Genomic DNA, 16,192 nt, shown 5'->3' on the forward strand with positions numbered 1-16,192 from the left:
TCCCTGCAAGTTCACGCATCAGCCCAGCACGGTAGCGTCTTTCTCCTGCTCACCGTGGCGGGCCAGTTTCTTCACGCGACTGGCCGCGCAGCAGTGTTTTTACAGGCCTCGCCCGACATCATCATTTTCCACGCGATCCTGGCGATCTTATTGGCCAACGCGACGGCCGCGAGTTTCGGCGGCTTGCGCTTGAGCAGATCGATAAGCCAGGGCGAGGCGGTCCTGCCTCTGCCCGCTCTCATCTGTCGAAGCAACGAAGTCGCGCCCACGACCAGTGTTTTGCGCAGGGCCTCATCGCCCGCTCGCGTAATAACACCGAACCTGACCTTACCAGCTGTCGAGTGATCCCTGGGGGCAGGCCCATCCAGGCCGCAAACTGTCTTCCGGATGCAAACTGCTCCGGTGCCGGCGCTTTCATCACCAGCAATACTGCACCGATCGGTCCGACACCGGGGATCTTCGCGAGGCGGCGACAACATTCGTTGCTGCGGTATCAGGTCATCAAACTCGCCTCTATCTCTTCCAGGCGCTCCCTCAGCTGCGCAAATTCATCCGCAAGTGACGTCAACAGATCGCGCGCCAAGGCGGGGACGTTTTCATCAGCCATGATGCGTTCCAGAAGGCGCGGAATATGAGACACGCCTTTGGCCGCGGTCAGTCCGAACTCGGCCGCATAGCCACGGATTGTATTGGCAAGTTGCGTCCGGGAGGCTCACATGGCCAAGCCAGCTACGGTTGGCCCCGGTGACGACCTGATGGGAGAGCCTGTGCTGGAGCGCAAGGTTCACTCTATTCGCACCGCTGCCCGGGAGCTCGGCATGGCCCCCCGGGCGCTTGCGAAAGCTTCTGGTCGATGCCAACCTCGTCCAGCCGGTTGAAACCGACCAGAATGACCAGTGGGAGTTGTTTGACGCCAAGGAGGCTCAGCCGCATCTCGACAAGGTCTACGCGACATGCCAACCTCAACGCAATTCGATGCCGTCGATCAATCCGAAAAGCGCATTCAGCGTCTCCATTTTGCGTTCGGCCGGGGTGAAGACCACCTCCGCGCTCGATGTATCGGCGCCGAGCAGCTTCAGCTGTTTCACATCCTCATTGCGCCCCGTTCCGGTTCGCCAAACGAACCCGACCCCCATGCCGTTGACCACCGCCTCATAGACGCCATCCCGGTTGTCGAGGGTCAGGAACGGCACAGGTGAGACATCGTGGCGCCGAAAGTAGCGGTCGAGAACCTTCTGCGTCGAAGACCCGCTTGTGCGAAAGATCAACCTGTGGCGCAGCAGTTCTTCGCAGGTGACTGCGTCCGCACTGGCCAGCGGATGCGACGGCGTCACGATGGCAACGACATTGTTCTTCAGGAGTTCCTTGCGGCGGAAACGTCCATCCCTGGGAACCTCTGGCAGGATTCCGACATCGACGGTGTGGTTGATGACCTGCCGCATGATCTTGTCATGTGACCCGGTGGTGACCTGCAGGACAACCTGCGGGTAGGCCTTGTTGAAGGCCGCGATCACCGACATGCCGGGCATCGCGTTGCCCAGCCCCACGGACAATTCCCCCTTGCTCAGTGACCCGTGGCGCCGCAGCATCTGCTCAAGTGCTTCATATTCGCTGATCACGCGCTCGGCCGCATCACAGAGCCTTTCGCACAAGGGTGTTGGATGCAGCTTTCCCTTGTCGCGGTGGAAAAGCACCACTCCATAGTCCTCTTCCAGCCTGCGCACCTGCTGCGAGATTCCCGGCTGGGTGACATCCAGTAGCCGCGCGGCCGCAGCGTATGAGCCGGATTCGGCAACCGAACGGAGCGCTTCGAGGGTGCGGAGGGAAATTGTCATGGCCAATCCAAAGCGGGACTATGGTTTCCTCAAAGCATAGCTTTGCTTTGTCACAGCAATGTTACGGCCAGAAGGCAGGTGTGCCGCCGAGGCCGGAAACGGTCGCACTCGAACTTGAACGATCTCTCATATCCACACCAGACCGCCTCGGCACAGGTTGCGCCGAGGCCCAGGGAGCCTTTGACCGTGGCCTCAGTACTGACCGTAAACAACCAGCTTACCAGCCAACTTTCGGCCGATCTGGTCGCGCAAGACCGCCTTGTGCTGTGCGATCTCGACGGTTGTCTTGTCTCCGAAGGGCGAGCCTACAAGGATTCCGCGTCTTTCCTGAACAGCTGCGGAGAGCGCCTGTGGCTGGTGTCCAACAATTCCACCCATTTCTCGGTAGAACTCAGCAGGCAACTTGCGGCGCTTGGACTGGAGGTGCCAGCCAACCGGATCTTGCTGGCCGGGGAGCAGACATTAGCGCACCTGGCGCGCCTGCACCCTGGCGCGCGCCTCGCATTGTTCGCCAGCCCGGCAATCGAACAAGAAGCGCGGCGGCTGGGCTTTGCCCTGACACAGGATACGCCCGATCTGGTGCTTTTGTGCCGCGACACGCAACTGTCGTTGGATAGGCTGAACGCGATGGCGGCTTTGGTTCAGGGCGGCGCTGCCTTCTGGGTGTCCAACACCGATACCGCGCATCCCGGCCACGACGGCCAGCCCATCGCCGAGACCGGCGCCTTGCTGGCGGCGCTGCGCGCCATGCTGACTGAGTTGCATTTCGAAAGCATCGGAAAACCGCACCCCCATCTTGCCGCGCTGGCGTTGTCACGCACCGGCGTCTCTGCCGAAGAGGCCGTCTTTGTCGGGGACAACCCGGATACGGACGGCGCCATCGCACGGGCCATCGGCACCCGCTTTGTTCAGCTTCGCCGTACAGGAGCCCCGGAATGACCCTCTATGTCCTGCGCACCCTGCTCAAGATGGTGCTGACCCTGTTCGCCATCATCACGCTGGTGTTCTTTGCCACCCGGATGTCCGGCAGCCCGCTGGACACCGCCCTCGGCGACGGTCTGACCGAAGAAGACCGCACCCTCATGATCGAGTATTTTGGGCTGGATCGGTCGCTCTGGTATCAATACCTCGCCTACCTGCGCGGCATCCTAGAGGGCAACTTTGGCCAATCCTTCATAGAACGCCGCCCGGTGGCCGACATCGTGGCTGAACGCATCTGGCCCACGCTGCAATTGCTGGGCAGCGCGTTGGCGCTGACGATCGTGGTCTCGGTGCCGTTGGGGGTCACGGCCGCGCTCTGGCGGGACAGCTGGATTGGAAGCGCGGTCATGGGGCTGGCCTTTATCGGCTACGCAGTGCCCAATTTCGTGATCGCCGCCTTTATGGTGCTGATCTTTGCCTTCTCTCTCAACTGGCTTCCGGTGGTCGGCAACGGCACGCCCTGGCATTTCATCATGCCCACCATCGCCATGTCCGGGGTGCTAATCGCCGCACTGACCCGTTTCACCCGCAATGCCATGCTGGATGTGTTGGGACAGGATTTCATGCGCACCGCCCGCGCCAAAGGCCTGCCGGAAACTGTCGTGATCCTGAAACACGGGCTGCGCAACGCCGGTGTCACGGTGCTGTCGGTCCTTGGCCTGCAAATCGCCGGTATGGCCGCGGCGGGCAACGTCGTGGTCGAGGCCATCTTCAGCTGGCCTGGAATCGGCGAACTGCTCGTCTCGGCCGCCATCATGCGCGACTATCCGGTGCTGCAATTCGGGGTGATCTCTGTCGCCTTCGCCGTGGTCGTCATCAATGCCCTCACTGACATCGCCTATGTCGTCGCGGATCCCCGCACCTCCATGGCGAAAGGATAACATTATGACCGCCACCACTAACATCCCGTCGCGTACCCCGCTTCTGCTGGCGCTCTGGAAAGACAGCAATGCCATCCAGAAAGCCGCGGTACTGATCGGCCTTGCGCTGTTGCTCATGGCGTTGCTGGCGCCGCTGATCGCCCCCTTCGATCCGATTACGCAAAGCCTGATCTCGCGGCTGCGCCCCCCGCTTGGGTTCGAGCGCTACAAGGACGGGTTCTACCTCGGCACCGACGAACTGGGCCGCGACGTCCTCTCGCGCAGCCTGCATGGTCTGCAGCTGACCCTTGGACTGGCGCTGGCGGGGGCCTGCATCGGCCTGTTGATCGGCGGCACGCTGGGGCTTTTGGCGGGACTGCGACGGGGCTGGGCGGAAAACGTCATCATGGCGGCCGTCGATTTACAGATTGCCGTGCCCTTCACCCTGCTGGCGCTCTTGATCCTCGCGCTGTTCGGATCGTCGCTGACGGTGATGATCTGTGTGTTGGGCATCGCCGGATGGGAGCAATATGCCCGCATCCTGCGCGCCGAAGTGCGCAAAATAACCCAATTGCCCTTTATCGAGGCGGCGCGCGCATCGGGTGGCGGCCAGCGCTACATCGCGCTGACCCATGTGCTGCCCAACATCGTCTCGCCGCTGGTGGTGCAGTTCACCCTGTCGCTTTCCAATATCGTGATTCTTGAATCGACCATGTCGTTCCTCGGCCTTGGCGTGCAGCCACCCACCGCCACGCTGGGCAGCATGGTGGGCTATGGCCGCGACTACATGCCGACCGCGCCCTGGATCGTGATTGCCCCCGCCGCCCTGATCATTCTTGTCACCTTTGCCGTGCAGATCCTCGGCGACTGGCTGCGTGACCGCGCCGATGTCCGCCTGCGTGCCCGTTAATCAAGAGGCCGAAGACGCCCTCCTACGTCCCTCAATGGAGAAGACCATGAAAACCCTTCTGATGACCACCGCTGCCACGCTTCTTGCGGGCTCGGCCTTCGCCCAGTCGATCACCGTCGGCGCGGCCAATATCTCGGACTACCTCGATCCTGGCCGGGACCATTCCAACGTCGGATCGCAGTTCTATTACAACAGCTTCGACACGCTGATCGACCGCGACCATTCCAAGCTGGAACCTGAATGGGTGCCCGCGCTGGCGACCGAGTGGAAGCTGATTGATGATGTGTCGATGGAACTGAAACTGCGCGCGGGCGTCAAGTTCCACAATGGCGAGGCACTGACCGCCGATGACGTCGTGTTCTCGCTCAATCGCATGTATCAGGCGACCTTTGCGCCCTATGTGGTGCGGTCCAAGGACCGTCTGGCCAACTTCGCCGAAGCGGTGAAGATCGACGACTACACCGTCCAGATCAAGGTCGAACGCCCCGAGCCGCTGTGGGAAACGCTGGTTTCGCTGCAGCAGGTCATGATCATCCCCGAGGACTACACCAAGGCGCTGTCGGGTGATCCCGAGGTGGCCGAGGACGGCGATTTCGAGGCCTTCTCGCTGGCGCCCGTCGGCACCGGCCCCTACGCCATCTCGGAGTTTATTCCGGGCCAGAAGGTGGTCTATTCCCGCTTTGACGGGTTCTGGGGGGACCGCGCGCCGCTGGAACAGGCGACCGTGATCCGCATCCCCGAAACTGCCAGCCGCATCACCGCGCTGAAAACCGGCGAAGCGGATATCGTCACCAACATCGCCCCCGACCAGCTGGATCTGGTCAACGCCGATCCGAACCTCAAGACCGAGGGCTCGGCCACCGCGCTGTTCCACGTCATGATCATGAACGTGAATCACCCCCACCTGACCGATCCCAAGATCCGCCAGGCCATGTCGCTGGCGATCGACCGCGACCTGCTGAACGACGCGCTGTGGCTGGGCAAGGCGATCGTGCCCTCGACCCACACGATGGCAGAGATGGGCAAACTGCACATGCCCGAGCTTACCACCTTCGAATACAACCCCGAACGGGCCCGCGAACTGCTGGCGCAATCCTCCTACGATGGCGAGGAAATCGTCTTTGACGCCTATCCCGTTTACTACACCAATGGAGTTCTGGCCGCTCAGGCAATCACCGAGATGTGGGCCGAGGTCGGTATCAAGGGCCGCGTGAACGTGACCGAAACCTGGACGGGCGCAAGCCCCGATCTGATGGCGCGCAGCTGGTCGAACCCGATGTATTTCGCCGATCCTTTCGGCTCTTTCGGGGTGATGTGGGCGCCCAACGGCCCGTCCGAGGGTTCGGGCCGCTTCAACACCGACGCGGAATATGCCGCGATCTGGGAACGCTTCCGCTTTTCCGAGGAAGTCGAGGCGCGCAAGGCCGCCTTTGTGGAACTGATGGAGCGCATCAAGCAGGATCCGCCGGTCCTGCCGTTGTATCGCCCGTTCGAAAGCTGGGGCATGCACAAGGGGATCTCTTGGGCGCCGCAGCTTGGCCACATCCCCTACGTGCTTGATTTCCGTGCCGGCGCCATCGCGCTTGCCGACAGCTAAACATCTGTGGCGCGCCCCGTACAGGGGCGTGTTCCTCCCTCTGCAGGACAAAAGAAATGACACTCCGTATTGCCATCATTACTGACATCCATCACGGCGCACCTTCTGAATCCAAACGCGGTGATACCGCGCTTGGGCTGATGGCCGAATTTTCCGATTGGGCGAACACCATGGAACCCGACCTTGTCCTGGATCTGGGGGACCGGATTTCGGACGTAGATGAAGAGACCGACCTGCGGCTCGAAACCGAGGTGGCCGAGGCGTTCAAAGCCGTGAACGCGCCGATCCACCACATTTGCGGCAACCATGACCGCGATTACCTGACCACTGCGCAGAATGAAGAAATCCTCGGGCAGACCCTGCAGAGCGAACTGCTGGATTGCGGTGACTGGCAGGTTGCTTTGTGGCGGGCCGATCCGAAGATCACCCGCACCGCCGAACATTACGGCTTCTCCCTGCCAGAAAGCGATCTGCTCTGGCTGTCGCGCACGATGCAGACGGCTAAAAAACCCACCTTGGTGGCCAGCCACGTACCGGTATCGGGGCACGGACAGGTCGGCAACTACTGGTTCGAGCGCAATGAAGAGGTCTCGCGCTATCCCGAAAGCGACCGCGTGCGTCTGGCACTGGCGCAGGCGCGGGTGCCGGTTGCCTGCATCGCGGGCCATGTGCATTGGAACACCGTTTCAACCGTCAATGGCATCCCGCATCTCACCCAGCAAAGCTTGACCGAGAGTTTTACCACCCAAGGCACACCCGCCGGGGCATGGGGGATGCTGGAGTTGTCCGAGACCCTGCATTGGAAAGTGTACGGCGCCGACCCGCTCGAGGTCCGGCTGACCCCGAAACCCGGGCGCTGGACGCCCCCGATGGGACGGTTCTGAACCATGCTTGATGCGCCTGTCCTTTCCGTCAAATCCTTGTCGGTCGCCTTTGGCACGCATACCGCTGTGCGTAATCTGTCCTTTGACATCCACGCCGGTGAAACCCTGGCGCTTGTCGGGGAATCCGGGTCCGGCAAATCCGCCACTGCGCTGTCGGTGCTGCGCCTGATCGAACGCGAGGGCGGGCGCATCACCGCAGGTCAGATTCGCCTGGGGGCCGAGGCCCCCGTCGACCTGGCCGAACTGTCCGACCGGGCCATGCAGAGCTATCGCGGCAATCGCGTCTCGATGATTTTCCAAGAGCCGATGACCTCGCTGAACCCGGTTATGCGGATCGGCGAGCAACTGGGCGAGGTCTTGCGCCGCCACCAGGGCATGAACCGGGCCGAGGCGCGGATCGCTGCCGAAGGTGCGCTGGACCAGGTGCGCATCCCGGATCCAGCGCGCCGACTGGACCAATACCCGCACGAACTTTCGGGCGGGTTGCGGCAGCGGGTGATGATCGCCATCGCACTGGCTTGCCGCCCGGATGTGCTGATGGCCGACGAACCGACAACCGCGCTGGACGTTACCACGCAGGCCGAGGTGCTGAAGCTTCTGAAAAGTCTGCAACAGGAAATTGGCATGGCGATCCTGTTCATCACCCATGACATGGGCGTGGTGGCCGAGGTTGCCGATCGCGTCGTAGTGATGCGCCACGGCAATACCGAAGAGGTCGCTTATACCCACGCGCTGTTCGAAGCGCCGCAATCGCAATACGCGCGGGACCTGATGGCCGCGACACCCAAGCTGGGCCTGTCCCTATTGCGCCCGCAGGTGGCCCCAGCGGAACCGGTGCTGAAGGTTGACGGGCTGACCAAGAGCTTTGCCCGCAGCGGCGGCTTCCTCAAGCCCAAGGTCAAGGTTCCTGCCGTCAAGGGTGTGTCCTTTGAGATCCGCCCGGGCGAAACACTGGGCCTTGTGGGCGAGTCCGGCTGTGGCAAATCCACCCTGTCGCGCGCCCTGATGCGCTTGATCGAACCGGATGCGGGCCGCGTGACCCTTGCCGGGCGCGAGATCAGCAGCCTTGGCCCGCAGGCGCTGCAACAAGCGCGCGCCGACGTGCAGATGGTCTTTCAGGATCCCTTCGCCAGCCTCAATCCCCGCATGAAAGTGCGCGATCTCATCACCGAACCGGCTTACCTGCACAGCGGCCTGAGTGGTCAGGCACGGGCCGATCTGGCCGCCGGCCTGCTGGAGAAGGTGACGCTGGACCCGGGGGCGGCGGACCGTTTCCCGCACCAGTTTTCCGGTGGTCAGCGCCAGCGGCTGTGCCTTGCACGCGCCTTGTCGGTCTCGCCCAAGGTGATCGTCGCGGATGAGGCGGTGTCGGCGCTCGACGTGTCCACGGCGGTCCGGGTCACGTCTCTGATGCAGGATATCCAAGACCGTCTGGGCATCGCTTTCCTCTTTATCTCGCATGACATCGCAGTGGTTGAACGGGTCAGTCACCGGATCGCGGTAATGTACCGGGGCGAGATCGTCGAGACCGGCGAGACCAAACAGGTGCTGCGCTCGCCCCGGCATCCCTACACTAAAAGGTTGCTTTCTGCCGTGCCCAGCCCGCTTCCCAATAGGCCCAACCGCGCCAAAAGGGACTTTTCGACGAACAATGCTCCGGCATTTTTGGAAGGAGCAACGTAACATGAAAGCATGACAAGCCCCAACTGAGGAACCGGGAGATGATCAATGTTCTGCTACAACTCGGATTTTGGCAGCTTTGTCTAAAAAGGATAGGCTCGCATGCATCCTTGGTTCGCAGCCGCAGCGAATGACCGGTCTTGCGGGCCGCACCATAACAATTGAGGCTGCTGACGAGCGATCGCAATGGGCCGGTTAGGTTCCGAAGGGCGACCACAGTTCGCAGCTTTGCAGCGGCAGGTTTCTGCGCATCGCGTCACCTGGTGTGGAGCGCAGCATCAGCCGGGGCCGCCACCACCTGCTGGATGGCCGCTTTCGTGAAAATGGCCCAAATGCTTCGCACCCGCAGCGAACCAATCGCTGCGCCTGATATGAAGGTCGCGTTTGGGCTGGCTTGAGCCGATCACAACTGGCCTGGGGCAGGCTGGTGCTGGTTTCTCGGTGCTGTACTGCCGCATGGCGGCAGTGAGCCCACAGCAGAACTGCCAAAATCTTTCTGCACACGCGGGCAGCACGCTGCCTCGCTGCGCCGCCGAAAAACTCCCGCCGCATAGCAGGCGGGAAACTCAGCCATTCAGGCAGCGTGCAAAAAATTTTGGACCATGAACTCACACAGCCGGGTCCTGGCAGCCTTTCGTCGCAGGCGCGCGGCTTTTGCTGACACGGTTATTGCGGCCAGGTCTGTGCTCTTGCGCGATGCTGCCAACGTTTGGGCCAAATTACATCTACTCAGGTTCAAGCACTACGAAATTGTGCCGGCGTGATACCCAAACGCCTGCGGAAAGTGGTCGTCATGTGGCTCTGCGACGAAAAGCCGGTGGCATAAGCAATGCTGGCTATCGGCTCATTTGTTTTAATAAGCAGCCTGCGCGCTTGCACAACCCTTCTCGACAAGACGTAATTGTGCGGTGTTTCACCCGTTTTCTGTTTGAATGCGCGGGCAAACCGGTGCGCCATCACCCCGGAAAGCCCAGCCAGTTTCTCCACTGCCAAATCCGATTCGAGATTTCCATCAATGTACTCAATAACTTTATCCAGGACATTTTGATCAAGCAAATCAGTGCGGCGGGTGCGTTGCTGCTCCGGCGGCAAGGTCAGCATTTCCACAATCAGCGCGAAACAGAGCGCGCGCAAATAGTGGCCGGATATGTCATCTGCCAGGATGTGCCGACGGATGCGGTTTGCAAGTTCGGTCGTGAACGGCTTAGGGCCGCCAATGATTACGCGAGGTTCAAGGAGGTCCTCCGGGATTTGTAAGGCGGAGGCCAGATCTGCCCTCAAAGCGTCGAAACTGAATATGAGCGCGAGCACTTCCGGCGCAGACTCCGAGGCGCCGCGCAGGGGAAAGCATGGAGGCGCGACAATGTACTCGTAAGGCCGGCGGTCATAATGCCTCAACCGGCCGCCGGCGAGCGAGCTTTGCCCCTCATCGCCAGAGAAGCTGATACTAGCAAAGCTGTCATGCAGGCGGACGTTAAAGTGCCTTTGGCCGGCCGGCACCAGCTCAACAAGAAAATCTCCGAACGCGATGCGCTTGCCCCAGACCGGCAGTTCTCCGAGAGGTGGCGCAGTTATGTCAAGCAGCTGTCTCAAAGCAACGCCTTCCCCAGAAACACCTTCAAACCGAGTGTAGCAAAAACTCGCAGGATCGTCTTCTGAACGACCTTGCCGGAGCATTCCGCAGGTCTGCAGAATTGTGAAACGTGCAAATCTGAAAGAGATTGACCGGTTGGTCTGGCATTCTCCCTGGCATTACCTGGCCACCCTTTCAGGCCTGGCACAAACGCAAATGGGAGAAGTCCGATGACTGCTATTTCTGAACTGGAGCAACGTTCTACTCTTCCGCCTCCTGCCCTGAAAACCCTGGGACGCCGGTGGGGCGGGAAAGCCAGGCAAAACTTCCTGCGCCGCCGTGGCCTGGCAGACACCGTGCTTCAGAACGGCGGCTTTTGTACCTTTGGCGTTTCCAAGGGCAAGAAATTCGACGGTGATCCGCAATACGCAGAGATCGTCGAAGGCAGGCTCTACGTTTTCCTGAATGAAGAGGTGCTGCGCGCCTATCAGGAGGACCGCGCCGGCACCATTGCGCGCGCCGCCGAGAACTGGCCGCGTATCCAGCATGCTGCCGCGGCTGAATTGTGATCCGGTTCGATGCCGCGTTCCTTAGACTGCCTGTATCCATATCTTTGAAAAGGAGAAAAAAATGTCCTCTGTTGCACTGACAAAAGGGGCCCATCACATTGGGCTGACTGTTCGCGATCTTGGCGAAACCCGCGACTTTTTCACTGGCACACTTGGCTTCGCCCAAGTTGGCGAATTGCCGGACTATCCTGCCGTATTCCTGAGCGACGGCACCACGATGATCACGCTTTGGCAGGCGCAGGATCCTGCAACCGCAGTTCCGTTCGACCGCAAGAACGTGATCGGGCTGCACCACCTCGCATTGACTGTTGACGGTAGTGCCGCGCTGGCCGCGCTGCACGAGACACTGGCGGCCGCCGACGGCGTGGAAGTTGAGTTCCCGCCAGAGCCGCTGCTAGGCGGCCCAACCCAGCACATGATGTGCGCGATCCCGGGCGGGATCCGGATGGAGCTGATTGCCCCGGCGGCATGATGCCCCAGGCGGTGCAGGCCATCCTGCGCCGCTTTGCCGCCCTGCCCGAACCCTTGCTTACCGATGCAACCGCCCGGTCCGGGATGGTGGAACAGGAGACATAAATGACCAAACCCATCACTATGATTACCGGTGTCGGCGAAGGAACCGGCGCCGCCATCGCCCGGCGCTTTTCCGAATCCGGCTACCGCGTCGCCATGCTGGCGCGTGGCAAATCGCGGCTGGAGGCGCTGGAACGGGAGCTTGACGGCGCCGTGGCCTTCCCATGCGACGTGTCAGATCTCGATGCGCTGGTCAGGGCATGCGAGGCCGTTAAGCAAACGATGGGGCCACCCTCTGTGTTTGTCCACAATGCCGTGCGGGCCACGTTCGAACGGTTCGATGAGGGGGACCCGGAAGAACTGGAGCGGAACTTCCGCGTCAACACAACCGCTCTTCTCTACCTGGCACGCGCCGTGGTCCCGGACATGCTGACCCGCGGCGAGGGCGCCATCATGGTCACCGGCAACACCGCAGCCTTTCGGGGTGTGCCGAGCTATGCGCTGTTCTCGCCGACAAAGGCCGCTCAGCGCAACCTGGCACAAGCTTTGGCGCGCGACCTTGGCCCGAAGGGAATTCACGTTGCCTACTTCAACATCGACGCTGTCATCAACGTGCCGTGGACACGGGACAGATTCCATCCTGAAAAGGCGGATGGCTTCTTCATCGAGCCCGCCGACATTGCCGGCGAAGTGCTGCATGTGGCGCAGCAACCCCGCTCAGCCTGGTCGTTCGACGTGGAAATCCGTCCGTTCGGCGAACGCTGGTGATTGCCGGGCCGCCCCGCAGCGGCCCGCCGCGAGCTTCGCGTGCGGAACAAACCTGAAATGCGGGGCCATCGGAGCGCCCCGGTTAATGGCGGCACAAGACATGCCCGCTGCCGCTGGGAATCTGGCACCAAGGCGGATCTGCCGTCCCCTCCGGCACCAGAAACCTAAAGAATGGAGGCTCCTATGAACATGACAAATGAAACCGCACCAATCTCCAACGGCAGCCGAGAGAGTTCGCGCACCGAAGCCGAAGCCACGCCGTCTCCGTTCCATGCCGGTGAGCAGGCGGTCCAGGAAAGGCTGGGCGTCCGCGATATCGAGGACTGGGCCCGTCAGGTCGTGCGCGGCTGTCTGCCGGAGCAGCACCGCGAGTTCCATACGGCTCAGCCATTCCTCGTCATCGCTGCCAGAGACCGCGCCGGCCGTCCCTGGGCGACGCTGCTCGATGGCCCGGAAGGATTTGTGACCTCGCCCGACCCGCTCCGCATGGTACTGGCCTCGGAACCGCCCCCCGGCGATGCGCTGTCAGGCGCGTTTGTCCCTGGCGCGGACATCGGCATCCTCGGCATCGAACTGGAAACACGGCGGCGCAACCGCGTGAACGGCTGCATCGGCCCGGGCGCAGCGGGCTCGATTACGGTTAACGTCGCGCAGTCGTTCGGGAATTGCCCGCAGTACATTCGCGAACGCCGATGGCGCCGGGCTCCGACAAGCCAGCCTGGCAAAACCAAGCGCTGCGCCTCACTGACAGAGGCGCAGCGTGTCTGGATCGACACCGCGGACACCTTCTTCATCGCCAGCGGCTACCGTGGCGAGGGTGACAACCCCGCCTTCGGCATGGATGCTTCGCACCGGGGCGGCGACCGGGGCTTCGTGCGCACGCTGGATGGCGGATCGCTGCGGTTTCCGGACTATGCCGGCAACAACCATTTCAACACGGTTGGCAATCTCGTCCTGGACCCGCGTGTTGGCCTGTTGTTCGTCGATTTCGAAACTGGCACCCTGCTCCAAGTGACGGGCGAAGCGTCAATCGAATGGGATCCGGCAGATCTCGCCGTTTACCCCGGCGCCCGGCGCCTGATCACTGTACGTATCCATGAGGCTGTCGAAACCCGCAACGCCATTGCGTTGCGCTGGGATGCCAATGCGGAGTCGGTCCGGTCGCTGCGCCTGTCTGAAAAGATCAGGGAAAGCGGTGACGTAACCTCCTTGGTGTTCGAAGCACGCGACGGCGGGCCGCTCGACCAATTTGAGGCAGGGCAGCACCTGCCGATCGAGGTCGTATTGCCAGATGCGCCCGCTCCTGCCAGGCGCACCTACTCGCTCTCGGGCGCACCCGCCGATGCGCGATACCGGATTTCCGTGAAACGCGAACCAAAGGGCCTCGTATCGCGCTATCTGCATGACCATGCAGAGCCAGGCACAATCATCGATAGCCGCAGGCCAGCCGGAATTTTCACTCTTCGGTGCAGCACGTGCCCGGTTGTGCTGATCGGTGCCGGGGTGGGCATCACGCCAATGATCAGCCTGCTGCACGCCATTGCCGCGGAGGATGGCGGCCGTCCGGTTTGGTTCATCCACGCTGTCCGCGACGGCCGTCACCATCCCTTTGCCGGCGAGGTGCGCAACCTCGCCACGGCGCACCCCGATATACGCACCCATTTTGCCTACAGCCGGCCAAGGAGCCAGGACAAGCGCGGCACGCACTACGACAGCGAGGGCCGCATTACCCTTGCAGTGATTGGGGCGCTGGTGGATCGCGCCGACGCCCAATACTTCCTGTGCGGGCCACCGGCTTTCATGGCTGGTCTCGAGAGAGGATTGGGGCAGTTAGGCGTCTCAGCAGAACAAATCCACGTCGAGTCATTTGGGCCGCAGGCGCTCAGTTGACAAAGCGTGCGCTCAAGGGGCGCCGACTGCACTGCCAGCCGTTCGCTGCTGGCTTGGTTTCGGTCCCGAAATGGATCGCACGGCTACGGGCAAGCTGGGGGCAGAACCTCATGTCGCTCGGCGCATACTTAAATAAGCACTCTTTCCGCGCCGACGACGGCCTCGCCGTTCCAACGGTATGTCTGACTTTCACAGCACGAAAATAGGACCTCTGCATTGTCCGATGTGTCGATTATTGAGGCCCGCCGCAACGAATGGGCGGTTTGAAATGCGCCCTACAGCTTGCCTTCGAAGGTCTGGTCCGGGGAAACCTGCTGCGTCGCCGTAAGGCCGCTGCTGTGGGCGCAAAGAAGTTCTGGTGCTTTCTGCACCTGCATCTGCCGCGGCGGCTTAAGTCCGGTTTGTCCGCACAGAAAACCTTGGCTTTTTACGCAGCAAAAGTCAGCAGTCCGTCCTATTTCGGTCCGCTGTCTATCCCACCGAGCGTGATCCTCGACAGCCTCGCCTCATCTTCCGGCTCCCATTTCTGACGCAGACCGCGCACATAATCCGCGTCCTGCTTCAGCTTTTGCCGCTCCTTGGCGAGGACGCGTTTCACGGTTCGGGCCACCAGTTGCGCAATGCGTGTGACCATACGCATTGCTGGGCGGATCTCCTTCAGCTTTTCATCCTGTGCCTGCTTGGTCTTCGGAGCGGTCGCGCCCCAGATCAGCCGCGGCGGCTGATCTGCTGATGCCTCCTGCCAAGCAAGCGCACCATCAGCTACAAGCTCCAGACCAGTTTCTATAGCATCCGAGATTACTTCGGCCTCAGCCACCTTCACCCTGACCTTTTCTTCCGCTTCCTTCAGCCTCGCTTCCTCTGCCTCCCGTGCGGCCTTCTGCACCCGGTACCTTTCCGCAGCCGCTTCTGCCCTCTCCTCATACCCCCTCACCATCGGCTCCATCGCCGCGATTTCGGCTTCAATAGTTTCTTTCCTAGAATTGGCGGCGGCAGCCGCCTCTTCAAACTGCCGGGCCTCGTCCTCTGCCGCGTCGCGCCTGCGCTCGGCGGCTGCAGTTTCCCGCCCAGCCCGCTGTTTGCGGGCTTGCGCCTCTTTGATCGCGCGCTTGCGCGATTTCCTGACCGTGGCCTTGCCTAGGTCCTGGGCGCCCTCGGCGACCGCCCTCGCCTCCACCCGGGCATCGCCCAAGATGCGTTTCTTCTCTGCCTGCGCCTTTTGGCGCTCCTCGGCACGCCACTTTGACGGTGGCACATGCTGCCGCGTTTCTGGCTGGGGCACGCCGTCCGCCCGTGCCTTCCGCCGGGCTTCGGCATGGCGCTTTCCCCTAGTGATCCCGATTTTTGCGAACGTCTCGCCCGCAAGGTCCTGGGCATGCTCGTAGTTCTTCAGCAGCGGGTTTGCGGACGGCTGCAGAACAACCTGCCGCCCGCTGTTGGCAGAATTTTTCTCGGACCAGACCGCAACGACGAAGTGAATGTGATACGCCTCTTCGTCAACATGGGCCGAGGCAAAGCGCAGTTGGTCATCCGGAAAGTGCTGCGTCAGGAATTTCATCGCGACCTCCCGGAATTCCGCAACACGTTCCGGATCCCACTTCAGGATGCCGGGCCCGCCAAACCAATTCTTGTTCGCTGTCAGGACGCCTTCACGCAGAGGTCCTTTGGCGCTTTCCTTCCAGGGATCTGAAGGCCCCTTGGCGGTTTCTCTCTCGGCTTGACTGATGCGTGATTTCGCCCGCAATGCGCGAAGGCGCTCTTCAAAATTGTGCTCACGCATCTCTGCAACTTCAGTGCAGATCCGCTCTTTCCAACCCGGCTCTCCGGCAAGAACTTCGTTCAGCCCGGACACATCCCGGTCGACATGGTCCAGGTCGCCGCCGGCGCGCTTGTCATGCAGCCGGAATTTCCAAAGCTGATGCGGGAACAGGCCGGCGAACCGAAGGACGACAGGTGCCGTACCGAGTTTGTCGGACTGGTCTTGGCGAAACTTGGCATGTACGGTCATCTGCAACCTCAGATCTGCTTGACTGATCCGAGTGTCTGCGAAGACGACGAAAATCCCGAGAGACTTGTTTGGTTTTGTGAGGCTTGTACTCACTAAGCAAGTTGCAATCCCGGGCTGGACCCCG

13 protein-coding genes and 1 pseudogene are annotated in these 16,192 nt (G+C 61.6%); 10 read left to right on the forward strand and 4 right to left on the reverse strand.

The features are described from left to right. Positions 1-71 precede the first annotated feature (71 nt). Both AC0KW6_RS21890 and AC0KW6_RS21895 read right to left on the reverse strand, forming a co-directional pair. Positions 72-709: pseudogene (locus AC0KW6_RS21890) on the reverse strand (IS110 family RNA-guided transposase); the annotation flags it as partial. Between the two features lie 253 nt (positions 710-962). After that, positions 963-1,835: a LysR substrate-binding domain-containing protein gene (locus AC0KW6_RS21895; RefSeq protein ID WP_323782230.1), complete on the reverse strand. Its 873-nt coding sequence runs from the start codon at positions 1,833-1,835 to the stop codon at positions 963-965. Between the two features lie 186 nt (positions 1,836-2,021). On the opposite strand from AC0KW6_RS21895, the gene AC0KW6_RS21900 reads away from it, so the two are divergent. From AC0KW6_RS21900 to AC0KW6_RS21925, 6 genes are read left to right on the forward strand one after another with little or no spacing between them, the layout of a single operon-like run. After that, positions 2,022-2,774: an HAD-IIA family hydrolase gene (locus AC0KW6_RS21900; RefSeq protein ID WP_474036113.1), complete on the forward strand. Its 753-nt coding sequence runs from the start codon at positions 2,022-2,024 to the stop codon at positions 2,772-2,774. Continuing rightward, on the forward strand, positions 2,771-3,697 hold the full coding sequence (locus AC0KW6_RS21905; protein WP_323782235.1) for an ABC transporter permease: 927 nt from the start codon (positions 2,771-2,773) through the stop codon (positions 3,695-3,697). Before AC0KW6_RS21900 ends, AC0KW6_RS21905 begins: the two co-directional genes overlap by 4 nt. A 4-nt stretch (positions 3,698-3,701) precedes the next feature. After that, positions 3,702-4,586 carry an ABC transporter permease gene (locus AC0KW6_RS21910; RefSeq protein WP_474036114.1) on the forward strand — a complete coding sequence of 295 codons (885 nt, stop codon included), beginning with the start codon at positions 3,702-3,704 and terminating at the stop codon, positions 4,584-4,586. Between the two features lie 46 nt (positions 4,587-4,632). Continuing rightward, positions 4,633-6,183 carry an ABC transporter substrate-binding protein gene (locus AC0KW6_RS21915; protein ID WP_323782241.1) on the forward strand — a complete coding sequence of 517 codons (1,551 nt, stop codon included), beginning with the start codon at positions 4,633-4,635 and terminating at the stop codon, positions 6,181-6,183. A gap of 56 nt (positions 6,184-6,239) precedes the next feature. Next, complete coding sequence (locus AC0KW6_RS21920; RefSeq protein ID WP_323782244.1) at positions 6,240-7,067, forward strand: metallophosphoesterase family protein; 828 nt, start codon at positions 6,240-6,242, stop codon at positions 7,065-7,067. A 3-nt stretch (positions 7,068-7,070) separates the two neighbouring features. Then, positions 7,071-8,750, forward strand: coding sequence for an ABC transporter ATP-binding protein (locus AC0KW6_RS21925; RefSeq protein WP_323782247.1), 1,680 nt, complete (start codon positions 7,071-7,073; stop codon positions 8,748-8,750). A gap of 732 nt (positions 8,751-9,482) precedes the next feature. Here AC0KW6_RS21925 and AC0KW6_RS21930 read toward each other — a convergent pair. After that, entirely contained in the window at positions 9,483-10,340 is an 858-nt protein-coding gene (locus AC0KW6_RS21930; protein WP_474036115.1) for a helix-turn-helix domain-containing protein, read from the reverse strand. 210 nt (positions 10,341-10,550) lie between these two features. On the opposite strand from AC0KW6_RS21930, the gene AC0KW6_RS21935 reads away from it, so the two are divergent. The 4 genes from AC0KW6_RS21935 to AC0KW6_RS21950 all read left to right on the forward strand — a co-directional run bounded on the left by AC0KW6_RS21935 (position 10,551) and on the right by AC0KW6_RS21950 (position 14,060). Further along, positions 10,551-10,889: a hypothetical protein gene (locus tag AC0KW6_RS21935; RefSeq protein ID WP_323782817.1), complete on the forward strand. Its 339-nt coding sequence runs from the start codon at positions 10,551-10,553 to the stop codon at positions 10,887-10,889. 61 nt (positions 10,890-10,950) lie between these two features. After that, complete coding sequence (locus tag AC0KW6_RS21940) at positions 10,951-11,361, forward strand: VOC family protein (protein ID WP_323782814.1); 411 nt, start codon at positions 10,951-10,953, stop codon at positions 11,359-11,361. 104 nt (positions 11,362-11,465) lie between these two features. Beyond that, positions 11,466-12,170: an SDR family NAD(P)-dependent oxidoreductase gene (locus AC0KW6_RS21945; protein WP_323782811.1), complete on the forward strand. Its 705-nt coding sequence runs from the start codon at positions 11,466-11,468 to the stop codon at positions 12,168-12,170. Between the two features lie 183 nt (positions 12,171-12,353). Continuing rightward, positions 12,354-14,060 carry an FAD-binding oxidoreductase gene (locus AC0KW6_RS21950; protein WP_323782808.1) on the forward strand — a complete coding sequence of 569 codons (1,707 nt, stop codon included), beginning with the start codon at positions 12,354-12,356 and terminating at the stop codon, positions 14,058-14,060. Between the two features lie 454 nt (positions 14,061-14,514). On the opposite strand, the gene AC0KW6_RS21955 is transcribed toward AC0KW6_RS21950, so the two are convergent. After that, on the reverse strand, positions 14,515-16,068 hold the full coding sequence (locus AC0KW6_RS21955; RefSeq protein ID WP_474036116.1) for a plasmid recombination protein: 1,554 nt from the start codon (positions 16,066-16,068) through the stop codon (positions 14,515-14,517). Positions 16,069-16,192: the final 124 nt, after the last annotated feature.

This window comes from Leisingera sp. SA215 (assembly GCF_055902035.1).

Coding starts and splice junctions, on each gene's coding strand:
- AC0KW6_RS21895 (WP_323782230.1), bottom strand. CDS start 1,835: ATGACAATTTCCCTCCGCACCCTCGAAGCGCTCCGTTCGGTTGCCGAA.
- AC0KW6_RS21905 (WP_323782235.1), top strand. CDS start 2,771: ATGACCCTCTATGTCCTGCGCACCCTGCTCAAGATGGTGCTGACCCTG.
- AC0KW6_RS21910 (WP_474036114.1), top strand. CDS start 3,702: ATGACCGCCACCACTAACATCCCGTCGCGTACCCCGCTTCTGCTGGCG.
- AC0KW6_RS21915 (WP_323782241.1), top strand. CDS start 4,633: ATGAAAACCCTTCTGATGACCACCGCTGCCACGCTTCTTGCGGGCTCG.
- AC0KW6_RS21920 (WP_323782244.1), top strand. CDS start 6,240: ATGACACTCCGTATTGCCATCATTACTGACATCCATCACGGCGCACCT.
- AC0KW6_RS21925 (WP_323782247.1), top strand. CDS start 7,071: ATGCTTGATGCGCCTGTCCTTTCCGTCAAATCCTTGTCGGTCGCCTTT.
- AC0KW6_RS21935 (WP_323782817.1), top strand. CDS start 10,551: ATGACTGCTATTTCTGAACTGGAGCAACGTTCTACTCTTCCGCCTCCT.
- AC0KW6_RS21940 (WP_323782814.1), top strand. CDS start 10,951: ATGTCCTCTGTTGCACTGACAAAAGGGGCCCATCACATTGGGCTGACT.
- AC0KW6_RS21945 (WP_323782811.1), top strand. CDS start 11,466: ATGACCAAACCCATCACTATGATTACCGGTGTCGGCGAAGGAACCGGC.
- AC0KW6_RS21950 (WP_323782808.1), top strand. CDS start 12,354: ATGAACATGACAAATGAAACCGCACCAATCTCCAACGGCAGCCGAGAG.
- AC0KW6_RS21955 (WP_474036116.1), bottom strand. CDS start 16,068: ATGACCGTACATGCCAAGTTTCGCCAAGACCAGTCCGACAAACTCGGT.